Origin of the sequence: Stutzerimonas kunmingensis (genome assembly GCF_032106285.1) — a bacterium.
GTDB lineage: Bacteria > Pseudomonadota > Gammaproteobacteria > Pseudomonadales > Pseudomonadaceae > Stutzerimonas > Stutzerimonas kunmingensis_B.
In genome coordinates, this window is record NZ_DAMCPO010000022.1 from 1 (window position 1) to 25,074 (window position 25,074).

At 64.9% G+C, this 25,074-nt stretch carries 27 protein-coding genes; 10 read left to right on the forward strand and 17 right to left on the reverse strand.

The features are described from left to right. Positions 1-70: 70 nt before the first annotated feature. From RT582_RS16660 to glyQ, 5 genes are read right to left on the reverse strand one after another with little or no spacing between them, the layout of a single operon-like run. The gene (locus RT582_RS16660; protein ID WP_313478601.1) at positions 71-1,450 is read right to left on the reverse strand and encodes a GGDEF domain-containing protein; all 1,380 of its coding nucleotides are present in this window, start codon (positions 1,448-1,450) and stop codon (positions 71-73) included. A 52-nt stretch (positions 1,451-1,502) separates the two neighbouring features. Further along, the gene (locus tag RT582_RS16665; protein ID WP_313478603.1) at positions 1,503-2,252 is read right to left on the reverse strand and encodes a lysophospholipid acyltransferase family protein; all 750 of its coding nucleotides are present in this window, start codon (positions 2,250-2,252) and stop codon (positions 1,503-1,505) included. After that, positions 2,249-2,791 (reverse strand): D-glycero-beta-D-manno-heptose 1,7-bisphosphate 7-phosphatase, encoded by a 543-nt coding sequence (gmhB, locus tag RT582_RS16670; protein WP_041013087.1) that lies wholly within the window; start codon positions 2,789-2,791, stop codon positions 2,249-2,251. The genes RT582_RS16665 and gmhB overlap by 4 nt, the downstream gene beginning before the upstream one ends. A gap of 4 nt (positions 2,792-2,795) precedes the next feature. Next, on the reverse strand, positions 2,796-4,850 hold the full coding sequence (gene glyS / locus RT582_RS16675; RefSeq protein WP_313478606.1) for a glycine--tRNA ligase subunit beta: 2,055 nt from the start codon (positions 4,848-4,850) through the stop codon (positions 2,796-2,798). After that, positions 4,847-5,794 (reverse strand): glycine--tRNA ligase subunit alpha, encoded by a 948-nt coding sequence (gene glyQ / locus RT582_RS16680; RefSeq protein ID WP_003284253.1) that lies wholly within the window; start codon positions 5,792-5,794, stop codon positions 4,847-4,849. Before glyQ ends, glyS begins: the two co-directional genes overlap by 4 nt. Before the next feature lie 107 nt (positions 5,795-5,901). Here glyQ and RT582_RS16685 point away from each other — a divergent pair, with 107 nt between their 5' ends. The 3 genes from RT582_RS16685 (at position 5,902) to RT582_RS16695 (ending at position 7,754) form a co-directional block, all read left to right on the forward strand. Beyond that, the gene (locus RT582_RS16685; protein WP_023446441.1) at positions 5,902-6,474 is read left to right on the forward strand and encodes a DNA-3-methyladenine glycosylase I; all 573 of its coding nucleotides are present in this window, start codon (positions 5,902-5,904) and stop codon (positions 6,472-6,474) included. Between the two features lie 92 nt (positions 6,475-6,566). Then, on the forward strand, positions 6,567-7,454 hold the full coding sequence (locus RT582_RS16690; protein WP_313478609.1) for a lysophospholipid acyltransferase: 888 nt from the start codon (positions 6,567-6,569) through the stop codon (positions 7,452-7,454). 33 nt (positions 7,455-7,487) lie between these two features. Beyond that, complete coding sequence (locus RT582_RS16695) at positions 7,488-7,754, forward strand: PilZ domain-containing protein (protein ID WP_014818498.1); 267 nt, start codon at positions 7,488-7,490, stop codon at positions 7,752-7,754. Between the two features lie 22 nt (positions 7,755-7,776). On the opposite strand, the gene RT582_RS16700 is transcribed toward RT582_RS16695, so the two are convergent. From RT582_RS16700 to def, 9 genes are all read right to left on the reverse strand, one after another. Next, positions 7,777-8,094 carry a tetratricopeptide repeat protein gene (locus tag RT582_RS16700; protein ID WP_014818499.1) on the reverse strand — a complete coding sequence of 106 codons (318 nt, stop codon included), beginning with the start codon at positions 8,092-8,094 and terminating at the stop codon, positions 7,777-7,779. Positions 8,095-8,239: 145 nt separating this feature from the next. Further along, positions 8,240-9,076 carry an ectoine/hydroxyectoine ABC transporter ATP-binding protein EhuA gene (gene ehuA, locus RT582_RS16705; protein WP_023446438.1) on the reverse strand — a complete coding sequence of 279 codons (837 nt, stop codon included), beginning with the start codon at positions 9,074-9,076 and terminating at the stop codon, positions 8,240-8,242. After that, entirely contained in the window at positions 9,073-9,732 is a 660-nt protein-coding gene (gene ehuD, locus RT582_RS16710) for an ectoine/hydroxyectoine ABC transporter permease subunit EhuD (protein ID WP_008569079.1), read from the reverse strand. The genes ehuA and ehuD overlap by 4 nt, the downstream gene beginning before the upstream one ends. Further along, entirely contained in the window at positions 9,729-10,388 is a 660-nt protein-coding gene (gene ehuC / locus RT582_RS16715; protein WP_003284262.1) for an ectoine/hydroxyectoine ABC transporter permease subunit EhuC, read from the reverse strand. The genes ehuD and ehuC overlap by 4 nt, the downstream gene beginning before the upstream one ends. 120 nt (positions 10,389-10,508) lie before the next feature. Further along, positions 10,509-11,366 (reverse strand): ectoine/hydroxyectoine ABC transporter substrate-binding protein EhuB, encoded by an 858-nt coding sequence (ehuB, locus tag RT582_RS16720; protein ID WP_023446435.1) that lies wholly within the window; start codon positions 11,364-11,366, stop codon positions 10,509-10,511. Between the two features lie 325 nt (positions 11,367-11,691). Then, positions 11,692-13,065 carry a Trk system potassium transporter TrkA gene (gene trkA, locus RT582_RS16725; protein WP_014818504.1) on the reverse strand — a complete coding sequence of 458 codons (1,374 nt, stop codon included), beginning with the start codon at positions 13,063-13,065 and terminating at the stop codon, positions 11,692-11,694. 75 nt (positions 13,066-13,140) lie between these two features. Further along, positions 13,141-14,463, reverse strand: coding sequence for a 16S rRNA (cytosine(967)-C(5))-methyltransferase RsmB (gene rsmB / locus RT582_RS16730; RefSeq protein WP_104098671.1), 1,323 nt, complete (start codon positions 14,461-14,463; stop codon positions 13,141-13,143). Beyond that, entirely contained in the window at positions 14,460-15,404 is a 945-nt protein-coding gene (gene fmt, locus RT582_RS16735; protein ID WP_313478613.1) for a methionyl-tRNA formyltransferase, read from the reverse strand. Before fmt ends, rsmB begins: the two co-directional genes overlap by 4 nt. 211 nt (positions 15,405-15,615) lie before the next feature. Beyond that, positions 15,616-16,122 (reverse strand): peptide deformylase, encoded by a 507-nt coding sequence (gene def / locus RT582_RS16740; RefSeq protein WP_014818507.1) that lies wholly within the window; start codon positions 16,120-16,122, stop codon positions 15,616-15,618. 148 nt (positions 16,123-16,270) lie between these two features. Here def and RT582_RS16745 point away from each other — a divergent pair, with 148 nt between their 5' ends. From RT582_RS16745 to RT582_RS16755, 3 genes are all read left to right on the forward strand, one after another. After that, positions 16,271-17,296 (forward strand): LysM peptidoglycan-binding domain-containing protein, encoded by a 1,026-nt coding sequence (locus tag RT582_RS16745; protein WP_313478616.1) that lies wholly within the window; start codon positions 16,271-16,273, stop codon positions 17,294-17,296. An 86-nt stretch (positions 17,297-17,382) separates the two neighbouring features. Then, positions 17,383-18,480, forward strand: coding sequence for a DNA-processing protein DprA (gene dprA, locus RT582_RS16750; RefSeq protein ID WP_104098673.1), 1,098 nt, complete (start codon positions 17,383-17,385; stop codon positions 18,478-18,480). 176 nt (positions 18,481-18,656) lie between these two features. Then, positions 18,657-19,214 carry an L-threonylcarbamoyladenylate synthase gene (locus RT582_RS16755; protein ID WP_023446431.1) on the forward strand — a complete coding sequence of 186 codons (558 nt, stop codon included), beginning with the start codon at positions 18,657-18,659 and terminating at the stop codon, positions 19,212-19,214. Positions 19,215-19,268: 54 nt separating this feature from the next. Here the strand turns inward: RT582_RS16755 and RT582_RS16760 are convergent, their stop codons facing one another. After that, positions 19,269-20,246 (reverse strand): NADPH:quinone reductase, encoded by a 978-nt coding sequence (locus RT582_RS16760; protein ID WP_313478618.1) that lies wholly within the window; start codon positions 20,244-20,246, stop codon positions 19,269-19,271. Between the two features lie 152 nt (positions 20,247-20,398). On the opposite strand from RT582_RS16760, the gene hemF reads away from it, so the two are divergent. Both hemF and aroE read left to right on the forward strand, forming a co-directional pair. After that, positions 20,399-21,316, forward strand: coding sequence for an oxygen-dependent coproporphyrinogen oxidase (gene hemF, locus RT582_RS16765; RefSeq protein ID WP_313478620.1), 918 nt, complete (start codon positions 20,399-20,401; stop codon positions 21,314-21,316). A gap of 42 nt (positions 21,317-21,358) precedes the next feature. Continuing rightward, the gene (aroE, locus tag RT582_RS16770) at positions 21,359-22,171 is read left to right on the forward strand and encodes a shikimate dehydrogenase (RefSeq protein WP_014818513.1); all 813 of its coding nucleotides are present in this window, start codon (positions 21,359-21,361) and stop codon (positions 22,169-22,171) included. A 156-nt stretch (positions 22,172-22,327) separates the two neighbouring features. Here aroE and RT582_RS16775 read toward each other — a convergent pair whose 3' ends face one another. Together RT582_RS16775 and RT582_RS16780 are read right to left on the reverse strand one after the other, a co-directional pair. Further along, positions 22,328-22,939, reverse strand: a complete 612-nt coding sequence (locus RT582_RS16775; protein ID WP_313478622.1) for an NAD(P)-dependent oxidoreductase — start codon at positions 22,937-22,939, stop codon at positions 22,328-22,330. Positions 22,940-22,951: 12 nt separating this feature from the next. Then, entirely contained in the window at positions 22,952-23,260 is a 309-nt protein-coding gene (locus RT582_RS16780; RefSeq protein ID WP_003282345.1) for a DUF883 family protein, read from the reverse strand. Positions 23,261-23,493: 233 nt separating this feature from the next. Here RT582_RS16780 and pbpG point away from each other — a divergent pair, with 233 nt between their 5' ends. Continuing rightward, entirely contained in the window at positions 23,494-24,435 is a 942-nt protein-coding gene (gene pbpG / locus RT582_RS16785; protein WP_104098675.1) for a D-alanyl-D-alanine endopeptidase, read from the forward strand. Positions 24,436-24,589: 154 nt separating this feature from the next. Then, positions 24,590-24,982 (forward strand): DUF2946 family protein, encoded by a 393-nt coding sequence (locus tag RT582_RS16790; RefSeq protein ID WP_313478625.1) that lies wholly within the window; start codon positions 24,590-24,592, stop codon positions 24,980-24,982. Positions 24,983-25,074: the final 92 nt, after the last annotated feature.

Here is a 25,074-nt window from a genome sequence, read left to right on the forward strand (position 1 = left end):
CCTGAATCGAAGCGCAAAAAGAAGGGGAGCAGCCGCGAGGTTGCTCCCCTTTTTCATTGCGTGCCGTTTGCTAGGCGAGCGCCGGACTGTGAAGCACGCAGCGATTGCGCCCTTCGTGTTTTGCCTGATACAGCGCCTGATCGGCCTGTTGCAGCAGACGTTCGTAATCCGGATGGCCGTCATGCACTGCCATCCCGATGCTGACGGTGACCTGCAGAACTGCTCCATTGGATAGACGGAACTGCTCACGGGCGATGCGCTCGCGCAGCTTCTCTGCCGCGGCAAACGCCTTGTTGGCATCTATGTCCACTAATACCAGCAGGAACTCTTCGCCGCCCAGGCGGAACGCATAGTCGCCACCGCGGGTGTTGCTGGCCAGCAGCGCACCGACCTGCTGCAGAATCTGGTCACCGCCGTCATGGCCATGGGTGTCGTTGATGCGCTTGAAGTGGTCGACATCGATGGCGAGCACGCCGAAGGTGTTGTTCGACTGGCGCGCGTAAAGCACTTCCTTGGCCATCACCACCGGCAGGAACTTGCGGTTGAGTAGCCGCGTCAGCACGTCTCGGCCGGCCTCCAGGTCGTTGGCCTGTTCGAACAGGCTGTCGAGCAAAAACTTGATCGAGCGGGTCTGCTCGCGGATCTGATGCAGCTTGCCCAGCCGCGCACTGGCGTCCTGCAGCCCGCCAATGGCTTTGAGCTCCTGATCAATGCGCTCGATATAGTCGAGGATACTGGCGCTTTCCGGCGAACCCTGGAACGCGTGGGAGGCCTTGTGGCGGAACCACAGGCCGAACTCGGAACCCGCCAGTTGCGGCAGCGCGCCGGTCAGGTTGCCGATCGCCAGGTCGAACATCAGCTGATTCTCCCAATCGAGCAGTGCCGCGCGCTGTCGCTCTTTTTCGACGCCGATGTTCTGCGAGACGGAGAACAGCCGATAGGCCTCCTCGGCGCGGGAGTTGCGATCGTGAGACTGGGAATAGGCGAAGCAGATGATCTCCACCGCCAGGTCGATCAGGTCGGAACCCATGCGGGCCGCTTTGCGTCGCACTGGCTCGGCGAGATCGCGCTGTTCCAGCAACTGGCGCAGGCGGCCCTTGAGCGAGCGGGAGCCGCGCAGCACCAGGCTGACCGGAATCTCGATGCGGGCGTGGATGTCGCCGACCTTGCGCTGCAGGTCGATGACGGCGTCGAGGTCGCTATGGGCCGTCGACGAACATACCGTGACGATCCACTTCTGCATCGATTTGCCGAGGCGGTTCTTCACCTGATCATGGGACAGGAAACTGGCCGAATGAGGATCGGCAAGCATCTGGGAATAGAAATGCTCGGCCAGCTCGGCCCTCTTTTCTTCGGCAACGGCCTGCAGTGCGATAGCCGCTTCGGCAGGATAGCCGTCCAGCAGGCGCAGCCATTCGGCGACCAGCTGGTGGTTGGGTATTTGCTGCATAGGGGACTCGTGAAGATGAGGCGGGCGTCCCTGCCCTGCCTCAGCGTAGTGATCAGAGGGTCGGGCGACCCTGAGCTTCGAGCTGGCTGACTTGCGCGTTGATCCAATCTTCGGCGCGTTGATTGAGCTCGGCGATGGCCCGCGGGCTCTCGCTGTCGGCGAACATGGCTGGGCCGATCACCACCTGGATAGTGCCGGGACGCTTGCCCCAACCGGCCTTCGGCCAGAACATGCCGGCGTTGTGCGCGATGGGCAGCACTGGCAGACCGGCGTTGACTGCCAGGGCCGCGCCGCTGCGGGAGAACTTGCCCTGCTCACCCACTGGTACGCGGGTGCCTTCCGGGAAGATCAGCACCCAGGCGCCCTGCTCCAGACGCTCGTGACCCTGTTTGGCAACTTGGCGCAGCGCCGCCTTGGGGTTGTCGCGATCAATGGCGATCGGCTTGAGCAGCATGATCGCCCAGCCGAAGAACGGCACCCGCAACAACTCACGCTTGAGCACCTGAGTCAGCGGCTCGAAATAGGCCGAGAGAAAGAAGGTTTCCCAGGTGCTCTGGTGCTTGGCCAGGATCACGCAGGGACGCGCCGGCACATTCTCCGCGCCATGCACCTCGTAGCGCAGGCCAACCAGCGTCTTGCCCAACCACACGGCGCAGCGACACCAGTTCTGTACCACGAAGCGATAGCGCGCGCGGAACGCCATGAACGGGGCGAACACCAGGCTCACCAGGCACCAGGCGAACGCGGTGAACGCCAGCATGAAGTAGAACAGGGCGATACGAACGGGTAACAGGGCGCTCATCGAGAACTCTCGAGTAGATGATCGACAACAGCGGCAAGGTCATCGAAGACCTGAGTGCCCGGCGGCAGAGTACCCTCCAGGGTGCGCAGGCCTTTGCCGGTCCTGACCAGATAAGGCACGCCGCCGAGCAGCATGCCGGCGTGCAGATCGCGGTGACTGTCGCCTACCACCGGTACACCCTTCAGGTCCGCCAGGCCGAAATGCTCGGCGATGCTGCGGAACATTCCAGGCTTCGGCTTACGGCAGTTGCAGCCGTCGTCCGGGCCGTGTGGGCAGTGCACGATCAGGTCGATGCGCCCGCCCTGCTCCATCACCAGCTGCTGCATCTTGAAATGCATGTCGCCGAGGGTGCTCAGATCGAACTTGCCGCGCGCGACACCGGACTGGTTGGTGGCAACCGCCACCGTCCAGCCGGCTTTGCACAGACGCGCGATGGCTTCCAGCGACCCGGGAATGGGGATCCACTCCTCCAGCGACTTCACGTACTCGTCGGAGTCCTCGTTGATTACCCCGTCGCGGTCCAGCACGATCAGCTTCACGGGCTTAGCCAAGTGCGGAAATATCGGCAACGCCAAGGAACAGTCCTCTCAGCCGGGCCAACAAGGCATAACGGTTGGCACGCACCGAAGCGTCTTCGGCATTTACCAGCACCGCCTCGAAGAAGGCATCCACCGGGCCACGCAGGTGCGCCAAACGCTCCAGCGCTTCGCGGTACTGACGCGCGGCGGCCAACGGTTGTACCGCCTGCTCGGCCTGCTGAATCGCCGAGTACAGCGAGAACTCGGTGGCGTTGTCGAACCAGCGTGGCTCTACCGCTTCCGGCAGCTTCGCATCGAACTTGCTCAGCAGGTTGGAGACGCGCTTGTTGGCGGCAGCCAGGGACGCCGCTTCCGGCAATGTGCGGAACGCCTGCACAGCCTGCACGCGCTGGTCGAAGTCCAGCGCCGAACCAGGCTGCACGGCACGCACCGAGAGGTAGGCAGCGACGTCGACGCCTTCGTCCTCGTAGCGCGCACGCAGGCGATCGAAGATGAACTCCAGGACCTGATCGGCGAGGCCGGCCGACTTGACCTGCGTACCGAACTGGTCGATGGCGAAGCTCACTGCCTCGACCAGGTTCAGGTCCAGCTGCTTCTCGATTAGGATGCGCAGTACGCCAAGGGCGGCGCGGCGCAGGGCGTAGGGGTCCTTGGAGCCGGTTGGCAGCATGCCGATGCCGAAGATCCCGACCAGGGTGTCGAGCTTGTCCGCCACGGCCACAGCTGCCCCAGTGAGTGTGCTCGGCAGCTCGCCGCCGGCACCGCGCGGCATGTACTGCTCGTTCAGCGCCAGCGCCACGTCTTCCGGCTCGCCGTCGTTGAGCGCGTAGTAGTAACCGGCAACGCCCTGCATTTCCGGGAACTCGCCAACCATCTCGGTGGCCAGGTCGCACTTACAGAGCAGGCCGGCGCGCGCGGCGCGCTGCTTGTCGCCGCCGGTACGCTCGGCGATCAGCCCGGCCAGGCGCGAGACGCGCTCGGCCTTGTCATAGACGGTGCCGAGCTGGGCCTGGAACACCACGTTCTTCAGGCGCTCGTTGAAGCTGTCGAGCTTCTGCTTCTTGTCCTGCTTGAAGAAGAACTCGGCGTCGGTCAGGCGCGGGCGTACGACTTTCTCGTTGCCGGAAACGATCTGCGCCGGGTCCTTCGATTCGATGTTCGCCACGGTGATGAAGCGCGGCAGCAGCCTGCCGTTGGCGTCCAGCAGGCAGAAGTACTTCTGGTTGTCCTGCATGGTGGTGATCAGCGCTTCCTGCGGTACTTCGAGGAAGCGTTCCTCGAACGAGCAGACCAGCGGCACCGGCCACTCGACCAGCGCGGTCACTTCATCGAGCAGCGCCGGCGGCACGATGGCCGTACCGTTCTGCTCGGCAGCCAGCTGCTCGACGCGCTTGGCGATCAGCTCGCGGCGCTCGGCGAAGTCGGCGATCACATGGGCGCCACGCAGGTCTTCCAGATAGCTGGAAGGCTTGGAAATATGCACCTGGCCCGGGCTGTGGAAGCGGTGGCCGCGGGATTCGCGCCCGGCACGCTGGGCGAGTATCTCGCAATCGATCACCTGCTCGCCGAAGAGCATCACCAGCCACTGGGTCGGACGGACGAATTCTTCCTTGCGTGCGGCCCAGCGCATGCGCTTCGGGATCGGCAGATCGTTCAGCGAGGCCTCGACGATGCCTGGCAGCAGCTGGGCGGCCGGTTGGCCCTCGATGGTACGGCTGAACTTGAGCTTCGGCCCGCTGCGATCGATCTCTGCAAGGTCGACGCCACACTTGCGGGCAAAGCCCAGGGCAGCCTGGGTCGGCTCACCGTCGGCGTCGAAGGCGGCCTGCATCGGCGGGCCGTCGAGGTTGATGCTGCGATCAGGCTGCTGAGTCGCCAGCTGCTCGATCAGCACCGCCAGGCGGCGCGGCGCGGCATAGGCCTGGGCTTTCACGAAGTCCAGGCCGGCGTCCTTCAGGCCCTTCTCGATACCGGCGCAGAAAGCTTCGGCCAGCTTGGCGAGCGCCTTCGGTGGGAGTTCTTCGGTACCCAGTTCGACGAGAAAATCCAGTGCACTCATTCTGCAGCCTCCAGCTTGGCCAGCACTTCGTCACGCAGTTCGGGGGTGGCCATAGGGAAGCCGAGTTTGGCGCGGGCCAGCAGGTAGCTCTGGGCGATCGAGCGGGCCAGGCTGCGCACGCGCAGGATGTACTGTTGGCGCGCGGTGACCGAAATGGCACGGCGGGCATCGAGCAGGTTGAAGGTGTGCGACGCCTTGACCACCATTTCGTAGGCCGGCAGCGGCAGCTCGGCAGCCATCAGACGGTTGGCCTCGCTCTCGTAGAAATCGAAGAGTTCGAACAGCTTCGGCACATTGGCGTGCTCGAAGTTGTAGGTCGACTGCTCCACCTCGTTCTGGTGGAACACATCGCCGTAGGTCACGGTGCCGAACGGACCATCAGCCCAGATCAGGTCGTAGACCGAGTCGACGCCCTGCAGGTACATGGCCAGGCGCTCGAGACCGTAGGTAATCTCGCCGGTGACCGGGTAGCACTCCACACCGCCGACCTGCTGGAAGTAGGTGAACTGGGTGACTTCCATGCCGTTGAGCCAGACTTCCCAGCCCAGACCCCAGGCGCCCAGGGTCGGCGATTCCCAGTTGTCCTCGACGAAGCGTACGTCGTGCACCGAGGTGTCGACGCCGATGCGGCGCAGCGACTCCAGGTACAGGTCCTGGATGTTGTCCGGGTTGGGCTTGAGCACCACCTGGAACTGGTAGTAGTGCTGCAGGCGGTTGGGGTTCTCGCCATAGCGGCCATCGGCCGGGCGGCGCGAAGGCTGAACATAGGCGGCGTTCCAGGTCTCGGGACCGATGGCGCGCAGGAAGGTGGCGGTGTGGAATGTACCGGCGCCCATTTCCATGTCATAGGGCTGCAGGACCACGCAACCCTGCTCGGCCCAGTAGCTTTGCAGGGCGAGGATCAGGTCTTGGAAGGTGCGCACGGCAGGCGTAGTCTGGCTCAAAATTTCACCTGTGCTGGGCTTCGACAGAAAGCCTCGAAGTATACCCCCCGCATGGTCGCGCTTGCGATGGTTTCGGCCATCGGACGAGGCCTGCGCAAGGAAACCACATGCCACGTTGCGCCTGGTGCGGCACGGACCCGCTGTACATCGACTACCACGATCGCGAATGGGGCGTACCGGCCCGCGATCCGCAGGTACTGTTCGAATTCCTCTTGCTCGAAGCCTTTCAGGCCGGGCTCTCCTGGATCACCGTGTTGCGCAAGCGCGAGCGCTACCGGCAGGTGCTGTTCGGTTTCGATGCCGAACGCCTGGCGCGCATGAGCGATGCCGAGATCGACGAGCGCATGCTGGACCCCGGCATCATCCGCAACCGTCTCAAGCTCAAGGCGGCGCGGCAGAATGCCCGCGCCTGGTTGCAGCTGGAGGATCCGGTGGGTTTCGTCTGGTCGTTCGTCGGCGGCGAGCCGAAGATCAACCGCTTCGAGCGCATCGATCAGGTGCCGGCGGTCTCCCCCGAGGCCGAGGCGATGAGCCGCGCGCTGAAGAAGGCCGGCTTCAGCTTCGTCGGCCCGACCATCTGCTACGCCTACATGCAGGCCTGCGGCATGGTCATGGACCACCTGACCGATTGCGAGCGCCACGCCGAGCTGGCCGGGATGCTTGAAACACTGCACGCCTGAGCTGCCAGGATGTGTGTCGTTGCCGCCGCTGCGCCTGAAAGCTGGCGACGGTTGCAGGTAGACTAGGCAACCTGAAAATTTCGGAGTGCGGTGTGGAAAAGCTCAAAGGTGCCATCGTCGTCGGCTCCCTGCGACTGTTCGCTCGACTGCCCTGGCGCATGGTCCAGGGCCTGGGCTCGATGATCGGCTGGCTGATGTGGAAGCTGCCGAACCGCTCGCGGGACGTCGCGCGAATCAACCTGCACAAGTGCTTCCCCGAGCTGAGCCCGGCGGAACTCGACGCCCTGCTCGGCCGCACCCTGCGTGAAACCGGCATGACCTTCACCGAAAGCGCCTGCGCCTGGATCTGGCCGGCGGAAAAGACCCTGAAACTGGTCCGCGAAGTCGAAGGCCTGGACGTGCTGCAAGCGGTGCTGGCCTCGGGCAAGGGCGTGGTCGGCATCACCAGTCACCTGGGCAATTGGGAAGTGCTCAATCATTTCTACTGCGCGCAATGCAAGCCGATCATCTTCTACCGACCGCCGAAACTGAAGGCGGTGGACGATCTGCTGCGCCAGCAGCGTGTGCAGCTGGGCAATCGCGTCGCGCCCTCGACCAGGGAAGGCATTCTCAGCGTCATCAAGGAGGTTCGGCGCGGTGGTGCGGTGGGTATTCCGGCGGACCCGGAGCCGAGCGAAGGCAGTGGCATCTTCGTGCCCTTCTTCGCCACCCAGGCGCTGACCAGCAAGTTCGTGCCCGGCATGCTCGCCGGCGGCAAGGCGGTTGGGGTGTTCCTTCATGCATTGCGTCTGGAGGACGGTTCGGGCTACAAGGTCGTCCTCGAGGCCGCACCCGAAGGGATGTACAGCGAAGATGCGGAAACTGGCGTAGCGGCGATGAGCGCAATGATCGAGAAGTATGTGCGCGCCTATCCCAGCCAGTACATGTGGACCATGAAGCGCTTCAAGAAACGCCCCTCCGGCGAGAAGCGCTGGTACTGATCAGGCTCAAACAACAACAACAGGGACGAGCGCATGCAAAACCAGAGACAGCATCCGCGTACCAACATGAAGTGCCGCATCCGCATTGCGCATCCGGCCTTTGGCGAGGTCTTCGCGCAGACCCGTGATCTATCCGATGGCGGCGTCTACGTCCGGCATCCGGAGCTGGTGGTGCTGCATCCCGGCGACGAGGTGACCGGCCAGGTCCAGGACCTGCCGATTCCGGCGCCGGAACTGCGAATGGTGGTGATGCGGGTGGATGCCGAAGGGGTCGGCCTGCAGTTCGTGCACGAAACCTGACCGCTGGCCGCGGCGCGCCGGTTCAGTCGGGCGTCAGCCGGTCGAGCCGGCGCAGGAATACGGTCATTTCCTTTTCCGCCTGCTTGTCGCCCTGGGCGTTCGCCGCGGCGATTCCGCGCTCCCACGCCTGATGGGCGCCGGGCTTGTCGCCATCGGCCTGCAGCGCCTTGCCCAGCAGTTTCCACGCAGCGGAGTATTTCGGATCGAGTTCGACGCAGCGGCGCAGGTGCTCTGCCGCCCGCCCCGGCTGCCCGGCATCCATGTAGCCCTTGCCGAGGCCGAAACGCAGCATCGGATTGTCCATGCCTTGGGAAAGCATCTTTTCCAGCGATTCGAGCATCTTGAAGACCTTTTCGGTGCAGCGCTCCGGGGCGTTTCCTCACTTTAGTGCATCGCCGCCGGCGGGCAATAGCGGCAGCATACGCCATTGGTCTTAGCTGCTGCGGGGCTTTCGCCGTCTTCGTGTGGGCTGGGTCGCAAGCGGCTCAGTGGGCCTCGTTGACCGCGCTGAGAAACTCCCGGGTGCGTTCCTCGCGCGGGTTGTTGAACAGCTCGTCCGGGCTGCCCTGCTCGTGAATCCGACCCTGGTGGAAGAAGCACACGCGATCGGCGAACTCACGGGCAAAGCCCATCTGGTGGGTCACCATCAGCATCGTCAGGTTGTGCGCCTCGCCGAGGCGGCGGATGACATTGAGCACTTCGCCGCAGAGCTCCGGGTCCAGCGCCGAGGTCACTTCGTCGAACAGCATCACCTTCGGCCGCATCGCCAGTGCGCGGGCAATCGCCACGCGCTGTTGCTGACCGCCGGAGAGTTGCGCCGGGAAGTGCTCCAGCTTGTCCTCCAGGCCGACCATGGCCAGCAGCTCCTCTGCCCGCTCGCGGGCCTCGCGCTTGCTCAGCCCGAGCACCTGCACCGGCGCTTCCATGACGTTCTGCAACGCGTTCATGTGCGGGAACAGGTTGAAGCTCTGGAACACCATGCCGACCTTGCCACGCACCCGTCGCAGGTGACGGGCATTGGCCGGCACCAACTGCCCGCTGGTGTCGGGCATGTGCGTCAGCGGCTCGCCGTCGACCTCGATCACGCCTTCGTCAATGCCTTCCAGGGTCATCAGCACCCGCAACAGGGTGGATTTGCCCGAGCCGCTGGGGCCGATGATCGCGACCTTCTCGCCTTCCTCTATCTGCAGGTCGAGCCCGTCGAGCACGGTCAGTTCACCGTAGCGCTTGGTCACGCCGGCGAAGCGCACCAAAGGTTGCGCCTGCTCCGGTTGTTGCGGCGTCGGGTTCAGGGTGTCCGTGGACTGCATCGGCGTATTCATCGGGCCAGCTCCATGCGGTTTTCCAGACGGCGCACGCACCAGGCGAGGCCGAGGCTGAGAATGAGAAAGAACAGGCCGACCATGGTGATCGGCTCCAGATAGCGGAAACTCTCGGAGCCGATGTTCTTGGCTCGCTGCATGATTTCCACCACGGTGATCGCCGACAGCACCGGGGTGTCCTTGAGGATCGAGATCAGGTAGTTGCCCAGCGCCGGCAGCACCGGACGCAACGCTTGCGGCAGGATCACGTCGCGGTAGGCGGTCCAGGGCTTCATGTTCAGTGCGGTGACGGCTTCCCATTGCGACCGGGGTACCGCGTCCAGGCCGGCGCGGTACACCTCGGCGGTGTAGCAGGCGTAGTGCAGGGCGATACCGATGATGCCCGCCTGCATCGCGCTGAGGTTGAGGCCGTAGTTGGGGAACACGTAGAACAGGAAGTACACCTGAATCAGCAGCGGTGTGCTGCGGATGAACTCGATCAGCCCGGTGATCGGCCAGGATAGCCAGCGCAGGCGGCTGCGGCGGCCAATGGCGAGGAACAAACCTAGCACCACGGCAATGGCGAAACCGGCCAGGGCGATGCCGATGGTGGTCAGCGAGGCATCCAGCAGGCGCGGCAGGATCTCGCGGGCGAACTGCCAGTCGAAGAAATTCATGACAGGCCTCCGCGCATCCGCCCGCGGGCCAGCCGGCGTTCCAGCTGGCGCATGCCGAAGTTGATCGCCTGGGCCAGGACGAAGTAGATCACCAGCGCCAGGCCGAAGATCTCCATGGTCATCAGCGTCGCCTGATCCAGCTGGCGGGCGCGGAAGGCCAGATCCGACAGGGTGATCAGCGACACCAGCGAAGTGTTCTTCAGCAACTCGATCAGCAGGTTGGTGCCGGGCGGAATTGCCGCGAGCAACGCCTGCGGCAGGATGATTCGGCGCATGCGTGTCAGCGGCGTCATGTTCAGCGCCTGACAGGCTTCGTGCTGGCCCTGGTGTACCGAGCGGATCGCGCCGCGCAGCACCTCGGCGCCATAGGCGCCGATGTTCAGGCCCAGGCCGACCACTGCCACGGCGAAGGCGCTCATTTCGACATTGAACGGTGGCATCGGCAGCACGAAGTACAGCCAGAACAGCTGCACCAGCAGCGACGAGCCGCGGAAGACCTCGATGTAGGTGATGGCCAGCCAGCGCAACGGCGCCACCGGCGAAAGCCGCGCCAGCGCGGCGATCAGCGCGCAGGCGATGGCCAGCAGTGAGCCGAAGAAGGTCACCTTCACGGTGACCCAGGCACCCTGCAGCAGCAGAGGAAGCAGTTCGATCATGATGGCGCTATCCGGTTTTCCGGAGCGCTGAGCGAGGCTGCGCAAACAGCGGCGCAGCCTTGGTCAGCGTTCACAGGCGGGACAGCGGTCGGCGGCGCCAACCAGCCGCCCCGACGGGCTTCAGGCGCCGCAGAGCTCGGCGGCAGTCTTGTCGGTGATGTTGGAGCGATCAAAGCCGAATGGTTCGATGGTCTTCAGATGCTCCTCGCTGCCCAGCCACTGCTTGAGCTCGGCATTGACCGCGTCACGCAGCGCCTTGTCCTGCGGACGGAAGGCCAGCGCGCCATAACCGGCACGGGCTGGATCGTCCTTGAAGTCGGCGATGGCCTCGACATCGTCACCGGCCTTGTCCGCCAGCCCCTTCATGGTCAGCTGGGTGCCGATGGCGGCATCGGCGCGACCACCGCGCACGGCCTGCAGCTGAGAGGTGGTATCCGGGACCTGCAGAATCTGCGAATCCTTGATGCCGGCCTTGCGCGCATAACCGAGGTTCACCGTGCCGGACATGATGGCGATCTTCACGTCCGGGTTGTTGGCGATGTCTTCGTAGCTGCGTAGGTTCTTCGGGTTGCCTTCGGCCACCAGCAGGGTGTCGAGCAGGCGGTAGTGCGGATCGGTGAACAGCACCTGCTTGCAGCGTTCAGGGGTGATGTACATGCCCGCTGCGATGAGGTCGAAGCGCCCGGCGCGCAGGCCGGGGATCAGCGAGCCCCACTCGGTCAGTACCGGTTTGATGGTGTCGATCTGCATGCGCTCGAACACCTTGCGCACGATCTCTGGCGATTCGCCGGTGACGCTGCCGTCGAGAGCGGTGTAGGCGAAGGGGGTTTCATTGGCGTAGCCGATGCGGACGCTGCTGCTGTCCTTGATGTCTTCCAGGGTATCGGCCTGGGTCAGGCTGGCGAAACCGATGCTGGCCAGGGCGGCGCAGCCGATCAGCAGCCGGCGGGAGCGTGTCGGGATGGTGCTGTTCCTCATGGAGTTTCTCCTGTTCCTTGTAGAGACCCGAGGAATCGGATCGTTATTTGTCTAGGAGCGGCAATTGCTCGAGCTCAGTTGGGGACTCTTCTGATGCGGTAAAACCGAACGACGATAGCGTGGCTCAATCGTCAGGCCGCGCGGGCGGCAAGCCAGGAGGGTACAAAAGCTGGCCATAAAATGGAAATCGGAGGGCATCGGGATCGAATGGAGGCGATCGGTGGGAATGCCGTCTATTCCAGCTGATCGGGCCGGGAGTCGTGGGTAATTGAAAAAACGAAACGGCCCGCCGAGTGGCGGGCCGTCCATGCAGTAGCAATGATCGCTAGAAGAAGGTCAGACCGGCCTGGAATAGGCGCTCGACGTCGCGAATGTGCTTCTTGTCGACGAGGAACAGGATGACGTGGTCGCCGGACTCGATCCGTGTGTCGTCATGGGCGATCAGCACCTGGTCGTCGCGAATCACCGCGCCGATGGTGGTACCCGGGGGCAGCGCGATCTGCTCGATGGGGCGCCCGATCACCTTGCTCGAACGCGGATCGCCATGGGCGATCACCTCGATGGCTTCGGCCGCGCCACGGCGCAGCGAGTGGGCGCTGACGATGTCGCCGCGGCGTACGTGGGTCAGCAGGGTACCGATGGTGGCGAGCTGCGGGCTGATAGCGATGTCGATCTCGCCACCCTGAACCAGATCGACGTAGGCCGGGTTGTTGATGATGCACATCACCTTGCGCGCGCCCAGCCGCTTGGCCAGCAGCGACGACATGATGTTGGCCTCGTCGTCGTTGGTCAGTGCGAGGAACACATCCGCCTCGCTGATGTTCTCCTCGACCAGCAGGTCGCGGTCGGAAGCGCTGCCCTGCAGGATGATCGTGCTGTCCAGCGTGTCCGACAGGTAGCGACAGCGCGCCGGGTTCATCTCGATGATCTTCACCTGGTAACGGCTCTCGATCGCTTCGGCCAGCCGCTCGCCGATGTGGCCGCCACCGGCGATGACGATGCGCTTGTAGTTCTCGTCGAGCCGGCGCATTTCGCTCATCACCGCGCGGATATGGCCCCTGGCGGCGATGAAGAACACCTCGTCATCGGCCTCGATCACCGTGTCGCCACGGGGCAGGATGGCCTGGTTGCGACGGAAGATGGCGGCCACGCGGGTATCGACGTTGGGCATGTGACGGCGCAGTTGGCGCAGCTCCTGGCCGACCAGCGGCCCGCCGTAGTAGGCGCGCACCGCCACCAGCTGTGCCTTGCCTTCGGCGAAGTCGATTACCTGCAGCGAGCCGGGATGTTCGATCAGGCGCTTGATGTAGTTGGTGACCACCTGTTCCGGGCTGATCAGCACGTCGACCGGAATCGCCTCGTTGGCGAACAGACCGGAGCGCACCAAGTAGGCCGCTTCGCGCACGCGGGCGATCTTGGTCGGCGTATGGAACAGGGTGTAGGCGACCTGGCAGGCGACCATGTTGGTCTCGTCGCTGTTGGTCACCGCCACCAGCATGTCGGCGTCGTCTGCCCCAGCCTGGCGCAGCACCGTGGGAAACGAGCCGCGGCCCTGAATGGTGCGGATGTCCAGGCGATCACCGAGATCGCGCAGGCGGTCGCCGTCGGTGTCGACCACGGTGATGTCGTTGGCTTCGCTGGCGAGGTGTTCGGCGAGGGTACCGCCGACCTGGCCGGCGCCGAGAATGATGATCTTCACGCGATCACTCCTGAAAGGCGGATGTTTGCCGCCGCTTCCATGTTGGGCCCGCGCGCACTGCGCCGGGATTTCGACTCACCCACTGACACCACGTGGCTGCGCCGCGATCTTGATCAGCTTGGCATAGTAGAAGCCGTCGTGGCCGCTCTCCTGCGGCAGCAGCTGGCGACCATGCGGCTGCTGCAGGCCGAAGCCGCCCGGGAGGTCCAATTCGCGCGCGCCGGGCGTGCGTTCGAGGAAGGCGCCGATCACCTCGCGGTTCTCGGTCGGCAGCACCGAGCAGGTGGCATAGAGCAGGATGCCGCCGACGTCCAGGGTCGGCCACAGCGCATCGAGCATCTCGCCCTGCAGCGCGGCAAGGGGGGCGATGTCATCGGCCTGGCGCGTCAGCTTGATGTCCGGATGGCGGCGGATCACGCCGGTGGCCGAACAGGGTGCGTCGAGCAGGATGCGCTGGAACGGCTTGCCGTCCCACCAGCGCTCGGTGGCGCGGGCGTCGTCGGCGACCAGTTCGGCCTGTAAATGCAGACGCTCGAGGTTTTCCCGAACGCGCACCAGACGCTTGGGTTCCAGATCCAGCGCAATCAGCCCGGCCAATTGCGGCTCGCGTTCGAGCAGGTGACAGGTCTTGCCACCCGGTGCGCAACAGGCGTCCAGCACGCGCTGTCCCGGCGCCAGGTCGAGCAGCGAGGCGGCCAGCTGTGCGGCCTCGTCCTGCACGCTGACCCGCCCTTCGGCAAAGCCCGGCAGCTGATGCACGTCGCACGGCGCAACCAGGCGAATGCCGTCCTCACTGAACTCGCACGGATGGGCGTCGATTCCAGCGGCCTGCAACTCAGCCAGATAGGCGTCGCGGCTGACCTGGCGGCGATTGACCCGCAACATCATCGGCGGATGGGCATTATTGGCCGCGCAGATGGCTTCCCAATGCTCGGGCCAATGCGCCTTGAGCGCCTTCTGCAGCCAGCGCGGATGGGCCACGCGAATCACTGGGTCGTGTTCCAGCTCGGTCAGCAGCGCTTCGCCCTCACGCTGGGCGCGTCGCAACACAGCGTTGAGCAGGCCCTTGGCCCAGGGCTTCTTCAGCTTGTCGACGCAGCCGACGGTTTCGCCGATGGCCGCATGGGCCGGAATACGGGTATGGAACAGCTGGTACAGCCCCACCAGCAGCAGCGCCTCGACATCGCGATCGGCAGCCTTGAATGGCTTCTGCAGCAGCTTGTCGGCCAAACCTGCCAGGCGCGGATACCAGCGTGCAGTGCCGAAGGCCAGGTCCTGGGTCAGGCCGCGGTCGCGCGCGTCCACCTTGCCGAGTACCTCGGGCAGGCTGCTGCCCAGCGAGGCTTTGCCCGAGAGCACGACACTCAGCGCACGGGCTGCGGCCAGGCGCGGGTTCATTGACCGAGCACCAGGCCAGGGGCGAACTGCTCGCGGCGGCTGTTGTACAGGTCGCCGAAGCCAAGCGACTTGCCGCCGGGCAGTTGCAGACGAGTCAGCGACAATGCGCCTTCAGCGCAGGCAACGGTCAGCCCTTCCTTGCTCGCTTCGAGAATGCGTCCGGGCTCGCCCTGGCCTTCGCCGAGGCGTGCGGCGTGAATCTTCAGCGTTTCGCCATTCAGCGTGCTGTGGCAGATCGGCCAGGGGTTGAAGGCACGGATCAGCCGCTCCAGCTCGACGGCCGGGCGAGTCCAGTCGATGCGCGCCTCGTCCTTGCTCAGCTTGTGCGCATAGGTGGCGAGGCTGTCGTTCTGGGCTTCGGGCACCAGCGAACTGGCAGCCAGTGCGTCGACGGCCTGCACCACCGCCTGCGAGCCGAGCTCGGCGAGACGGTCGTGCAGCGTGCCGCCGGTGTCCTCGGCGGATATTGGCGTATGGACCTTGAGCAGCATCGGCCCGGTGTCGAGGCCCGCCTCCATCTGCATCACGGTGACGCCGGATTCGCTGTCACCGGCTTCGATCGCACGTTGGATCGGCGCGGCACCACGCCAGCGCGGCAATAGCGAGGCATGGCTGTTGATGCAGCCCAGGCGCGGCAGGTCGAGCACCGCTTGAGGCAGGATCAGGCCGTAGGCGACCACCACCATCAGGTCCGCCTGCAGGTCCGCCAATTCCGTCTGCGCCGCCGGGTCACGCAGCGTCTGCGGCTGGAATACCGGAATGTCGTGCTGCACGGCGAGCTGCTTGACCGGGCTGGGCATCAGCTTCTGGCCGCGGCCTGCGGGGCGATCCGGCTGGGTGTAGACGGCAACGATCGATTTGCCCGCGTCGAGCAGGGCTTGCAGATGCTGAGCGGCGAATTCCGGGGTGCCGGCGAAAACGATGCGCAAAGGCTGGGTCATGGGGGGCTCGCTAAGAAAAAGGCTTGCGGCACAGGCTGCTGAAAACTGCTGCGCTCAGTTAATGCTGCGTTAAAACCAGGCTCGGAATGCTCATTTACAGCCCGTAAACTCCGCTTCCTCGCCTGTTTTTGCGGGGACGCCTAGTCCTTGCCTAACCTTCGCTCGCGACGTTTTCACTCAGCCTGTATGGCAAGCCTTCGAGGTTCGGGAATCAAGCTTGCTGGCGGTGAATCTTTTCCAGCTTCTTCTTGATCCGGTCGCGCTTGAGGCTGGAGAGATAGTCGACAAACAGTTTGCCGTTGAGGTGATCGCATTCGTGCTGGATGCACACCGCGAGCAGGCCTTCGGCGACCATCTCGTAGGGTTTGCCGTCACGATCCAGCGCCTTGATCCGCACTTTCTGCGGACGGTCGACGTTCTCATAGAAGCCCGGTACCGACAGGCAGCCTTCCTGGTACTGGTCCATCTCGTCGGTCAGCGATTCGAATTCGGGATTGATGAAGACTCGCGGCTCGGACCGGTCTTCGGACAGGTCCATCACCACCACGCGCTTGTGCACATTGACCTGCGTCGCGGCCAGGCCGATGCCTGGAGCCTCGTACATGGTCTCGAACATGTCGTCGATCAGCTGACGGATCTCGTCATCGACCACATCCACCGGTTTGGCGATGGTGCGCAGCCGCGGATCGGGAAATTCAAGGATGTTCAGAATGGCCATATGCGTTTGTGATGCACTTATGGAATAAAGTCAAAAGCCGCTGCTAAGATGCCGAGCAGCATGGAAAACGGCTTAATGCCGCGATCCAAAAGGGTTCCGCGGCGCTAGGGCGCTTTACGTGAAGGCACATAATAAAGGGATTCACCACATGAGGAAATCACTACTCGCCCTGCTGCTGGTGGCCGTCGGCGGGCTCGCCCAGGCCGCGGTGCAGCTCAAGGACAACCATCCGGAGCGTTATACGGTGGTGAAGGGCGACACACTCTGGGACATTTCCGGCCGCTTCCTCCGCGAGCCGTGGAAATGGCCGGAGCTGTGGCATGCCAACCCGCAGATTGCCAACCCTCATCTGATCTATCCCGGTGATACCCTGAGCCTGGTCTACGTCGACGGCCAGCCGCGCCTGGTGCTCGACCGCGGTGCCTCGCGCGGCACCATCAAACTGTCGCCGACCGTTCGCACCACGCCGATGGCCGAAGCCATCCCGACCATTCCGCTGGAAGCGATCAACAGCTTCCTGCTGAGCAACCGCATCATCGATACCGCCGAGCAGTTTCAGGGTGCGCCCTACATCGTCGCCGGCAACGCCGAGCGGGTGGTCAGCGGCGCGGGCGACCGCATCTACGGCCGCGGCAGCTTCGAAGAAGACATGCCGGCGTACGGCATCTTCCGCCAGGGCAAGACCTACGTCGATCCGGAAACCGGCGAATTTCTCGGTATCAACGCCGATGACATCGGCACCGTGGACATCATCGAAGTCGAAGGCGATATCGCCACCATGCACCTGACCCGTACCACCCAGGAAGCCCGCATCGGCGATCGTCTGTTCGCCAGCGAGGAGCGTGCGGTCAACTCGACGTTCATGCCCAGCTCGCCTGCGACGGAGGTGGACGGTGTGATTCTCGATGTACCGCGCGGCGTTACCCAGATCGGCCAGTTTGACGTGGTCACCCTGAACAAGGGCGCTCGCGACGGCCTGAAGGACGGCAACGTACTGGCGGTCTACAAGACCGGCGAAACCGTACGTGACCGCGTGACGGGTGAGAACGTGAAGATTCCGGACGAGCGTTCCGGCCTGCTGATGGTGTTCCGCACCTACGACAAGCTCAGCTACGGCCTGATACTGCAGGCCACCCGCTCACTGGCGGTGAGCGACAAGGTCCGTAACCCCTGAAACAAGAGAGCCCCGCGAATGCGGGGCTTTTTCATGCTGCGACAACACCGCACGGATGCGGTGCAAAGAGACAAGGAGTGTTCGCCATGCCTGCCATTTCCCCTGCCGAGCTGGAAGCCCGGCTGCGTCTGCATCTATTGCCCGAACTCGGCCCACGCCGCCTGCGCAAGTTGCTGAGCGCCTTTCCCGATGCCGCGTCGGCGTTGAGCGCGCCGGCCAGTGCCTGGCGGTCGCTGGGATTGCCGGCCAGTTGTGCCGAGCCACGACGCAGCGCCGACATCCGCGAGCGTGCCAGTGCCGCCCTTGCCTGGCTGGAGCAGCCGGACCGGCATCTGCTCTGCTGGGACGACCCGAACTACCCCGCCTTGCTGGCTGAACTGCCGGATGCGCCACCGCTACTGTTCATTTCCGGCGATCCCGGCTTGCTCGAGCGACCCCAGCTGGCGATGGTCGGCAGCCGCCGCGCCTCGCGCAATGGCCTGGACAATGCCCGAGCGTTCTCCCGCAGCCTGGCCGGTGCCGGCTTCGTCATCACCAGCGGGCTGGCGCTGGGCATTGATGGTGCGGCGCATCAGGGCGCGCTGGACGCCGGCGGCAAGACCGTCGCGGTGCTCGGTACCGGTCTCGAACGGCTGTATCCGCAGCGTCACGTCGGCCTCGCCCAGCAGATCGTCGACGAAGGCGGTGCGCTGGTGTCCGAGCTGCCACTGGACTGCCCACCGCAGGCGAGCAACTTTCCGCGGCGCAATCGCATCATCAGTGGCCTGTCGCTGGGCGTGCTGGTGGTCGAGGCAAGCCCGTCGAGCGGTTCGCTGATCACCGCGCGACTCGCTGCCGAGCAGGGCCGGGAGGTCTACGCGATCCCCGGTTCGATCCATCATCCCGGCGCCCGAGGCTGCCATCAGCTGATTCGCCAGGGCGCGGCGCTGGTGGAGTCGGTCGAGGATGTGCTCGAAGCCCTGCGCGGCTGGCAGCGCGTCGACTTGCTCGACGGCGAAGGCCCGGCGCCGACGCAGCCGGACAATCCGCTGCTACGCGAACTGCTGGCCGCGCCGCGCAGCAGTGAAGCACTGGCCATGGCGCTCGATCAGCCGCTGGGGCAGGTGCTGGCGCAGCTGACCGAACTGGAAGTCGACGGGCTGGTGGCCTGCGACAACGGCTTCTGGACGGTGATCTCGCGCTAGGCGGAGCTGAGTCGCACAGCAGATATGTCGTGCGCCTGCCGATTCACGCCCTGTTGTTTGCGCGCTCGAAATGCGGAGGGTCTGTTGCAGGCTGTTGCGAATCGGCCGTCCAGCCCCCTGCTCGACGGCAGGTGCCTTGGGTAAACTGCCGGCTTTTCAGTCAGGCAGAGGTCGGCATGATCGGCGATTGGCGTGTGCAGCAAGTGGCGCGGGTGGTTCGCGCCGGCGGAGTGATCGCCTACCCGACCGAAGCGGTCTGGGGCGTGGGTTGCGACCCATGGGATGAAGAGGCGGTGCTGCGCCTGCTGGCGCTCAAGGAGCGGCCGGTGGAGAAGGGCCTGATCCTGATCGCCGACAGCATCGAGCAGTTCGACTTCCTGCTGGACGATGTGCCCGAGCGCTGGCTTGACCGCCTGGCCGCTACATGGCCGGGGCCGAATACCTGGTTGGTGCCGCATCGCGGCCGCTTGCCGGAGTGGATCACCGGGCGGCACGACAGCGTCGCGCTGCGGGTGACCGATCATCCACTGGTCACGCGGCTGTGTGCGTTGACCGGCCCGCTGGTCTCGACGTCCGCCAACCCTGCCGGCCGTCCAGCAGCGCGTTCGCGGCTGCGGGTCGAGCAGTATTTCCCGCGTCAGCTCGACGCCGTGTTCACCGGCCCGCTGGGTGGGCGACGTAACCCCAGTGTCATTCGCGATCTGCGCACGGGCGAAGTGATTCGTCCGGCCTGAGCCGGCGGTGAAACACACTGTGCGGCTGTCCCTATAAAGGCAGCCGCCGCGGCGTCAGGGCAGCAGAATGGTCGATCCGGTGGTTTCCCCAGCCGCCAGTTTGCGATGGGCTTCGGCCGCTTCGCTGAGCGGGTAGCGCTGGCCGATCTCGACCTGGATCTTGCCGCTGCCGATCATCTCGAACAATTCATCGGCCATGGCCTGCAGACGTTCCGGCGTGTCGGCGTAACCGGCCAGAGTTGGCCGAGTGACGAACAGCGAGCCCTTCTGCGCCAGCACACCCAGGTTCACCCCGGTGACGGCCCCGGAGGCGTTGCCGAAGCTGACCAGTAGGCCGCGCGGGGCGACGCAGTCCAGCGAGATTTCCCAGCTGCTCTTGCCCACCGAGTCGTAGACCACCGGGCACTTCCTGCCTTCGGTCAGCTCCAGCACGCGCTGCACCACGTCCTCGCGGGTACGATCGATGGTGGCCCAGGCGCCCAGGGCCTTGGCTCGCTCGGCCTTTTCCGCCGAGCCCACCACCCCGATCAACTGCGCGCCGAGTGCGCGCGCCCACTGACAGGCGATCGATCCGACACCGCCGGCGGCGGCATGGAACAGCACCGTCTCGCCGGCCTGCAGCGAGTGGGTCTGGCGCAGCAGGTACTGGCAGGTCAGGCCCTTGAGCATCACTGCGGCAGCCTGCTCGAAGCTGATGGAGTCCGGAAGTTTGACCAGATGCCGAGCCGGCAGCGTGTGGTGCTCCCCGTAGGCGCCGAGCGGGCCGGTGGCATAGGCGACCCGGTCACCCGGCTGCAGGTGCTGCACACCCTCACCCACCGCATCGACCACACCGGCACCCTCGGTGCCCAGCCCGGATGGGAGGCTCGGCGGCTGATACAGACCGCCGCGGAAATAGGTGTCGATGAAGTTCAGGCCGATGGCATGGTTGCGCACCCGCACTTCGCCTGCAGCCGGCGCGCTGAGCGGCATATCGACCTGTTCCAGGACTTCGGGACCGCCGTGCTGGCTGAATTGGATGCGCTGGGACATGTCTGGCTCCTGGTCATTGAAAGAGCGTCTATCCAACCCGCCGGGGCTGCGTTCGTCAATCAGCTGAATGCTATGCTTGCCGGCCGACCCCGTTTCAAGCACCGCCCAGCCGCGCCTCAAGGGCTGCGTGCGGTCATTCGCAAGGTGATTTCGTGAACCACAGGACCGAAGCCGTCAAAGCCTATCTGCTCGATCTGCAGGACCGCATCTGCGCTGCGCTGGAGGCCGAAGATGGCGGCGCGCGCTTCGCCGAGGACGCCTGGACGCGGCCCGGTGGCGGCGGTGGCCGGACGCGGGTGATCGAGAACGGCGCACTGATCGAGAAGGGCGGGGTGAACTTCTCCCACGTGCATGGCGACAGCCTGCCGCCGTCGGCCAGCGCCCATCGCCCGGATCTGGCCGGGCGTGGCTTCGAGGCGCTTGGTGTGTCGCTGGTGATCCACCCGCACAATCCGTATGTGCCCACGTCCCACGCCAACGTGCGCTTCTTCATCGCCGAGAAGGAAGGCGAGGAACCGGTCTGGTGGTTCGGCGGCGGCTTCGACCTGACGCCCTACTACGGCGCCGAGGAAGACTGCGTGCACTGGCACCGGGTCGCGCGGGACGCCTGCGCGCCGTTCGGTGCGGATGTCTATCCGCGCTACAAGGAATGGTGCGATCGCTATTTCCACATCAAGCACCGCCATGAGCCGCGCGGGGTCGGCGGGCTGTTCTTCGACGACCTGAACCAGTGGGATTTCGACACCAGTTTCGCCTTCATGCGTGCGGTCGGCGATGCCTACCTCGACGCCTACCTGCCCATCGTCCAGCGGCGCAAGGCTTCGCCATTCGGTGAGCGCGAGCGGCAGTTCCAGCTGCTGCGCCGCGGCCGCTACGTCGAATACAACCTGGTCTATGACCGCGGCACGCTGTTCGGTCTGCAATCGGGCGGGCGTACCGAATCCATCCTGATGTCGCTGCCGCCGCAAGTGGCCTGGGGCTATGACAAGCATCCCGAGCCAGGCACACCGGAAGCGCGCCTGACCGAATACTTCCTGCAGGACCGCGACTGGCTCGCCGAGCAGCCCTGACCTTCGACTGCTACCTGCACCCCACATTGCAAGGACTCACCCATGGACCGCTACGGCGTCTTCGGCAACCCCATCGGCCACAGCAAATCACCGCAGATTCACGCCCTGTTCGCCGCGCAGACCGGCCATGCGCTGTGCTACGAGGCACTGCTGGCGCCGCTGGACGACTTTCCGGGGTTCGCCCGGGCATTTTTCCGGGACGGCCAGGGGGCCAACGTCACCGTGCCGTTCAAGGAACAGGCCTATGGGATGGCCGATCAACTCACCGAGCGCGCCCGCCGTGCCGGTGCGGTGAATACCCTGAAGAAGCTCGAAGACGGCCGCCTGCTCGGTGACAACACCGACGGTGCCGGGCTGGTGAGCGATCTGCTGAACGCCGGTGTAGCGCTGGCGGGCCAGCGCATTTTGCTGCTCGGCGCTGGCGGGGCCGTGCGTGGCGTACTCGAGCCGTTGCTGGCGCAAAAGCCCGCGGCGCTGATCATCGCCAACCGCACGCCGAGCAAGGCCGAACAGCTGGTGCAGGAATTCGCCGAACTGGGGCCGCTGTCCGCCAGCACCTTCGCCGATCTTGCCGAACCGGTTGACCTGATCATCAATGGCACCTCGGCCAGCCTCGGCGGCGAACTGCCACCGCTAGCCGACAGCCTGATCCGGCCGGGTCAGAGCTTCTGCTACGACATGATGTACGCCGCCAGGCCCACGGCGTTCTGCCAGTGGGCGGCAGCGCTGGGCGCGGACACCCGGGACGGGCTCGGCATGCTGGTGGAGCAGGCGGCGGAGGCCTTCGAACTGTGGCGCGGCGTACGCCCGGACACGGCGCCGGTGCTCGCCGAACTGCGTCGGCAGCTAAGCTAGTGGCCTGTTTGGTAAGTTCAGTTGGTCAATTTCGGCGCCCATGGCCCCGATACTGCGTTGCTGCTCCTCGCCATAGCCCGCTATGACTCGTCGCAGCGCCTTGTCTCGGAACAATGGTCATCCAAACTTGCCTCAACAAACTCACCGCACAGGCCACTAGCCGCTGAAGTGAATGCGCTGATGAATGTGCTGGGGGTTTTCCAGTTCATCGACGATGCCGGCGGCGATGCGTTGCAATTCCCGATAGGGATTGGCGTCACCCTTGCCAGCCGCTTCGGCCAGCGCCTCGATGGTCAGTTGGTTACCGGCTGACGGCGCGTCTACCAGCGTCCAGCGCAGCGGATGGCTGACCAGTCGTTGCAGTGCAGCCTCGACCTCCGGCTGCAGCTCGATCGCCGGAAAATCGGCAACCAGCAGCAGGCGCTCGACCTTGGCGCGCTCCAGGCCGAGCAACAGCGCCTCCACCGCCTGGTAGAAGTCGCGCTGGGGCGACTCCCCGGTAACCGTATCGGCACCCGGCAGACGCGGCGTCTGAAACAGACAGACCACCGCATCCATCCCGGCCACGCTCTCGCTGACGCTCACTGCATCGAACGGATTGCCCGGCTTGGTCCGCAGACCTGGCCGGGCGGCTATCGAATTGAGGTCGTCGAGCAATGCCACGGCCTCATGCTGGCGGCTGAGCAGCTCCACCAGCAGCGCGCTGCCAAGGTCGTCGTGCGCGCCGTAAAGGGCGAACTTCAACCGTGGCGTTTCGGCATTGAGCATGACGGCTGCCGATCAGCGACGGGTGATCAGATAGCCGATCACGGCAAAGGCGCCTGCGGCCAGAGCCAGGGTACCCAGCGGATGCTCCTTGGCGCATTCGCGCGCAGCACGGCTGGCTTCGCGGGTGCGTCGGGAGATATCGGCATAGTGCTCATCCCAGTCGTTGTCGTGCCAGAGTGACTCGGCACGCGAACGCAGTGCGCTCAGGCGCTTGCGCGAGTCGTGGGCGGCATCGTGCTTGAGCTCATCGAGCGCGCGCATCAGGCTGTCGATCTCGTGTTGAACTTCTTCGCGGGTGGTGGCTTTGCTGAAACGGGACATGGTGGGACCTCCCCTCGGTAAGTGTGGTTGTTTGACTCCGAAAACAGGCAGAGGTGCGGCCCGATCTGCAGTGCAACGCCGGCCGGATCGTCACGCGGCCGCTCTGGCGCTGCTCTTCCGACGAACCGCTCATCGGAAAGAGGCGAGTCTGCGGGCGATTCCCTATACTGGCGAAACGTCTACCACGTCGCATTCAGCGCATTTCGCCCTTCCATCGCGGGGAAACACCCATCGTGAACTTTCGTCGTACCCTCGCCAGTCTGCTGTTCGCCTGCCTGGCCTCTTTGCCACCCATCCATGCCCAGGCCGCCAAGCCGGCCGTACAGGAACTCGCCTCCGGCAGCGCCCTGCTGGTCGATCTGAAGACCAATGAAGTGCTCTATTCCAGCAATCCGGACATGGTGGTGCCGATCGCCTCGGTGACCAAACTGATGACCGCCATGGTCGTGCTGGACGCCAAGCTGCCGCTGGATCAGGCGCTGCCGGTGACCATCCGCGATGCCAGGGAGATGCAGGGCGTGTTCTCCCGCGTGCGTATCGGCAGCGAGATCAGCCGCCGCGAGATGCTGCTGCTGACCCTGATGTCTTCCGAGAACCGCGCCGCCGCGAGCCTCGCCCACCACTTTCCGGGTGGCTACTCGGCCTTCATCCAGGCGATGAACGCCAAGGCGCGGGCGCTGGGCATGACCCGCACACACTATGTCGAGCCCACCGGGCTGTCCGAACGCAATGTCTCCAGTGCCAATGACCTGGTCAAGCTGATCCGCTCCAGCCGCCAGTACGCGCTGATACAGCAGTTCAGCACCACCGACGAGAAGACCGTTGCCTTCCGCAAACCCAACTACACCCTCGGCTTTCGCAACACCAACGCCCTGGTGCGCAAGAACAACTGGGACATCCAGCTGAGCAAGACCGGTTTCACCAATGCCGCCGGGCATTGCCTGGTGATGAGCACCACCATGAAACAGCGGCCGGTGGCCTTCGTGGTGCTCGATGCGTTCGGCAAGTACACCCACATGGCCGACGCCAACAGGCTGAAGAAGTGGCTGGAAACCGGCACCGTCACCCCGGTACCCGCCGCGGCACTGGCCTACAAGCAGCAGAAGCAGGCGCAGCGCCAGCAGCTGGCCGGCCAACCCGCCGACGCGGCGCAGGCACTGCTCGACGCCCGCTGAGGTCTGCCGTTCGCTGCGTGGCGATGGCGTCGCGCGGCGAACCTAACCGGCAGGCCTGACGATCAGCGAACATTCTTGAGTTTGCGCAACTCTTTTTGCTGAGAGTCGTTCCTATCATGAACGCCATTCGCACCTGCGCCTGATCGGATCGTCGATGACACGCCGCCGCCTTCCCGCCTGGCTCGCCAGCCTGGCCCTGCTGATCCATCTGCTGAGCATGCCGCTGTCGGGCCTGTTGCCGGCAGAGACCAGGCGGCTGCTCGGCTGGAGCGGCCATTGCCCGTTGATGCAGGCACAGCTGCAGCAGTCGCACGCACTGCACGGGTCGGCGGAGCATGGCGAGCATGAACCGGCAACCCATGGCGGGATGCCGCCGTGCTGCTGCTGCGCCGGCTCGATGGGCCTGGCAGCGCTGCCCGGCGCCGCACCGCTGCTACCGCAGGAAATTCGTGGCGGCCCGGTCCTCGCTGTCGAAGCAGGCGCCCATCGGCCGTCGCCACGGCAACAATGGCCAGCCCTTAACCCGCGCGCCTCCCCCCTCGCCTGACGCCGCTGGCGTCACCCTTCGTTGCTTCGCCTGAATTGCCTGCACCGACCACGGTGGTGTTGGCGTTTGCCTGCGGCCATTCGCCGTACGGC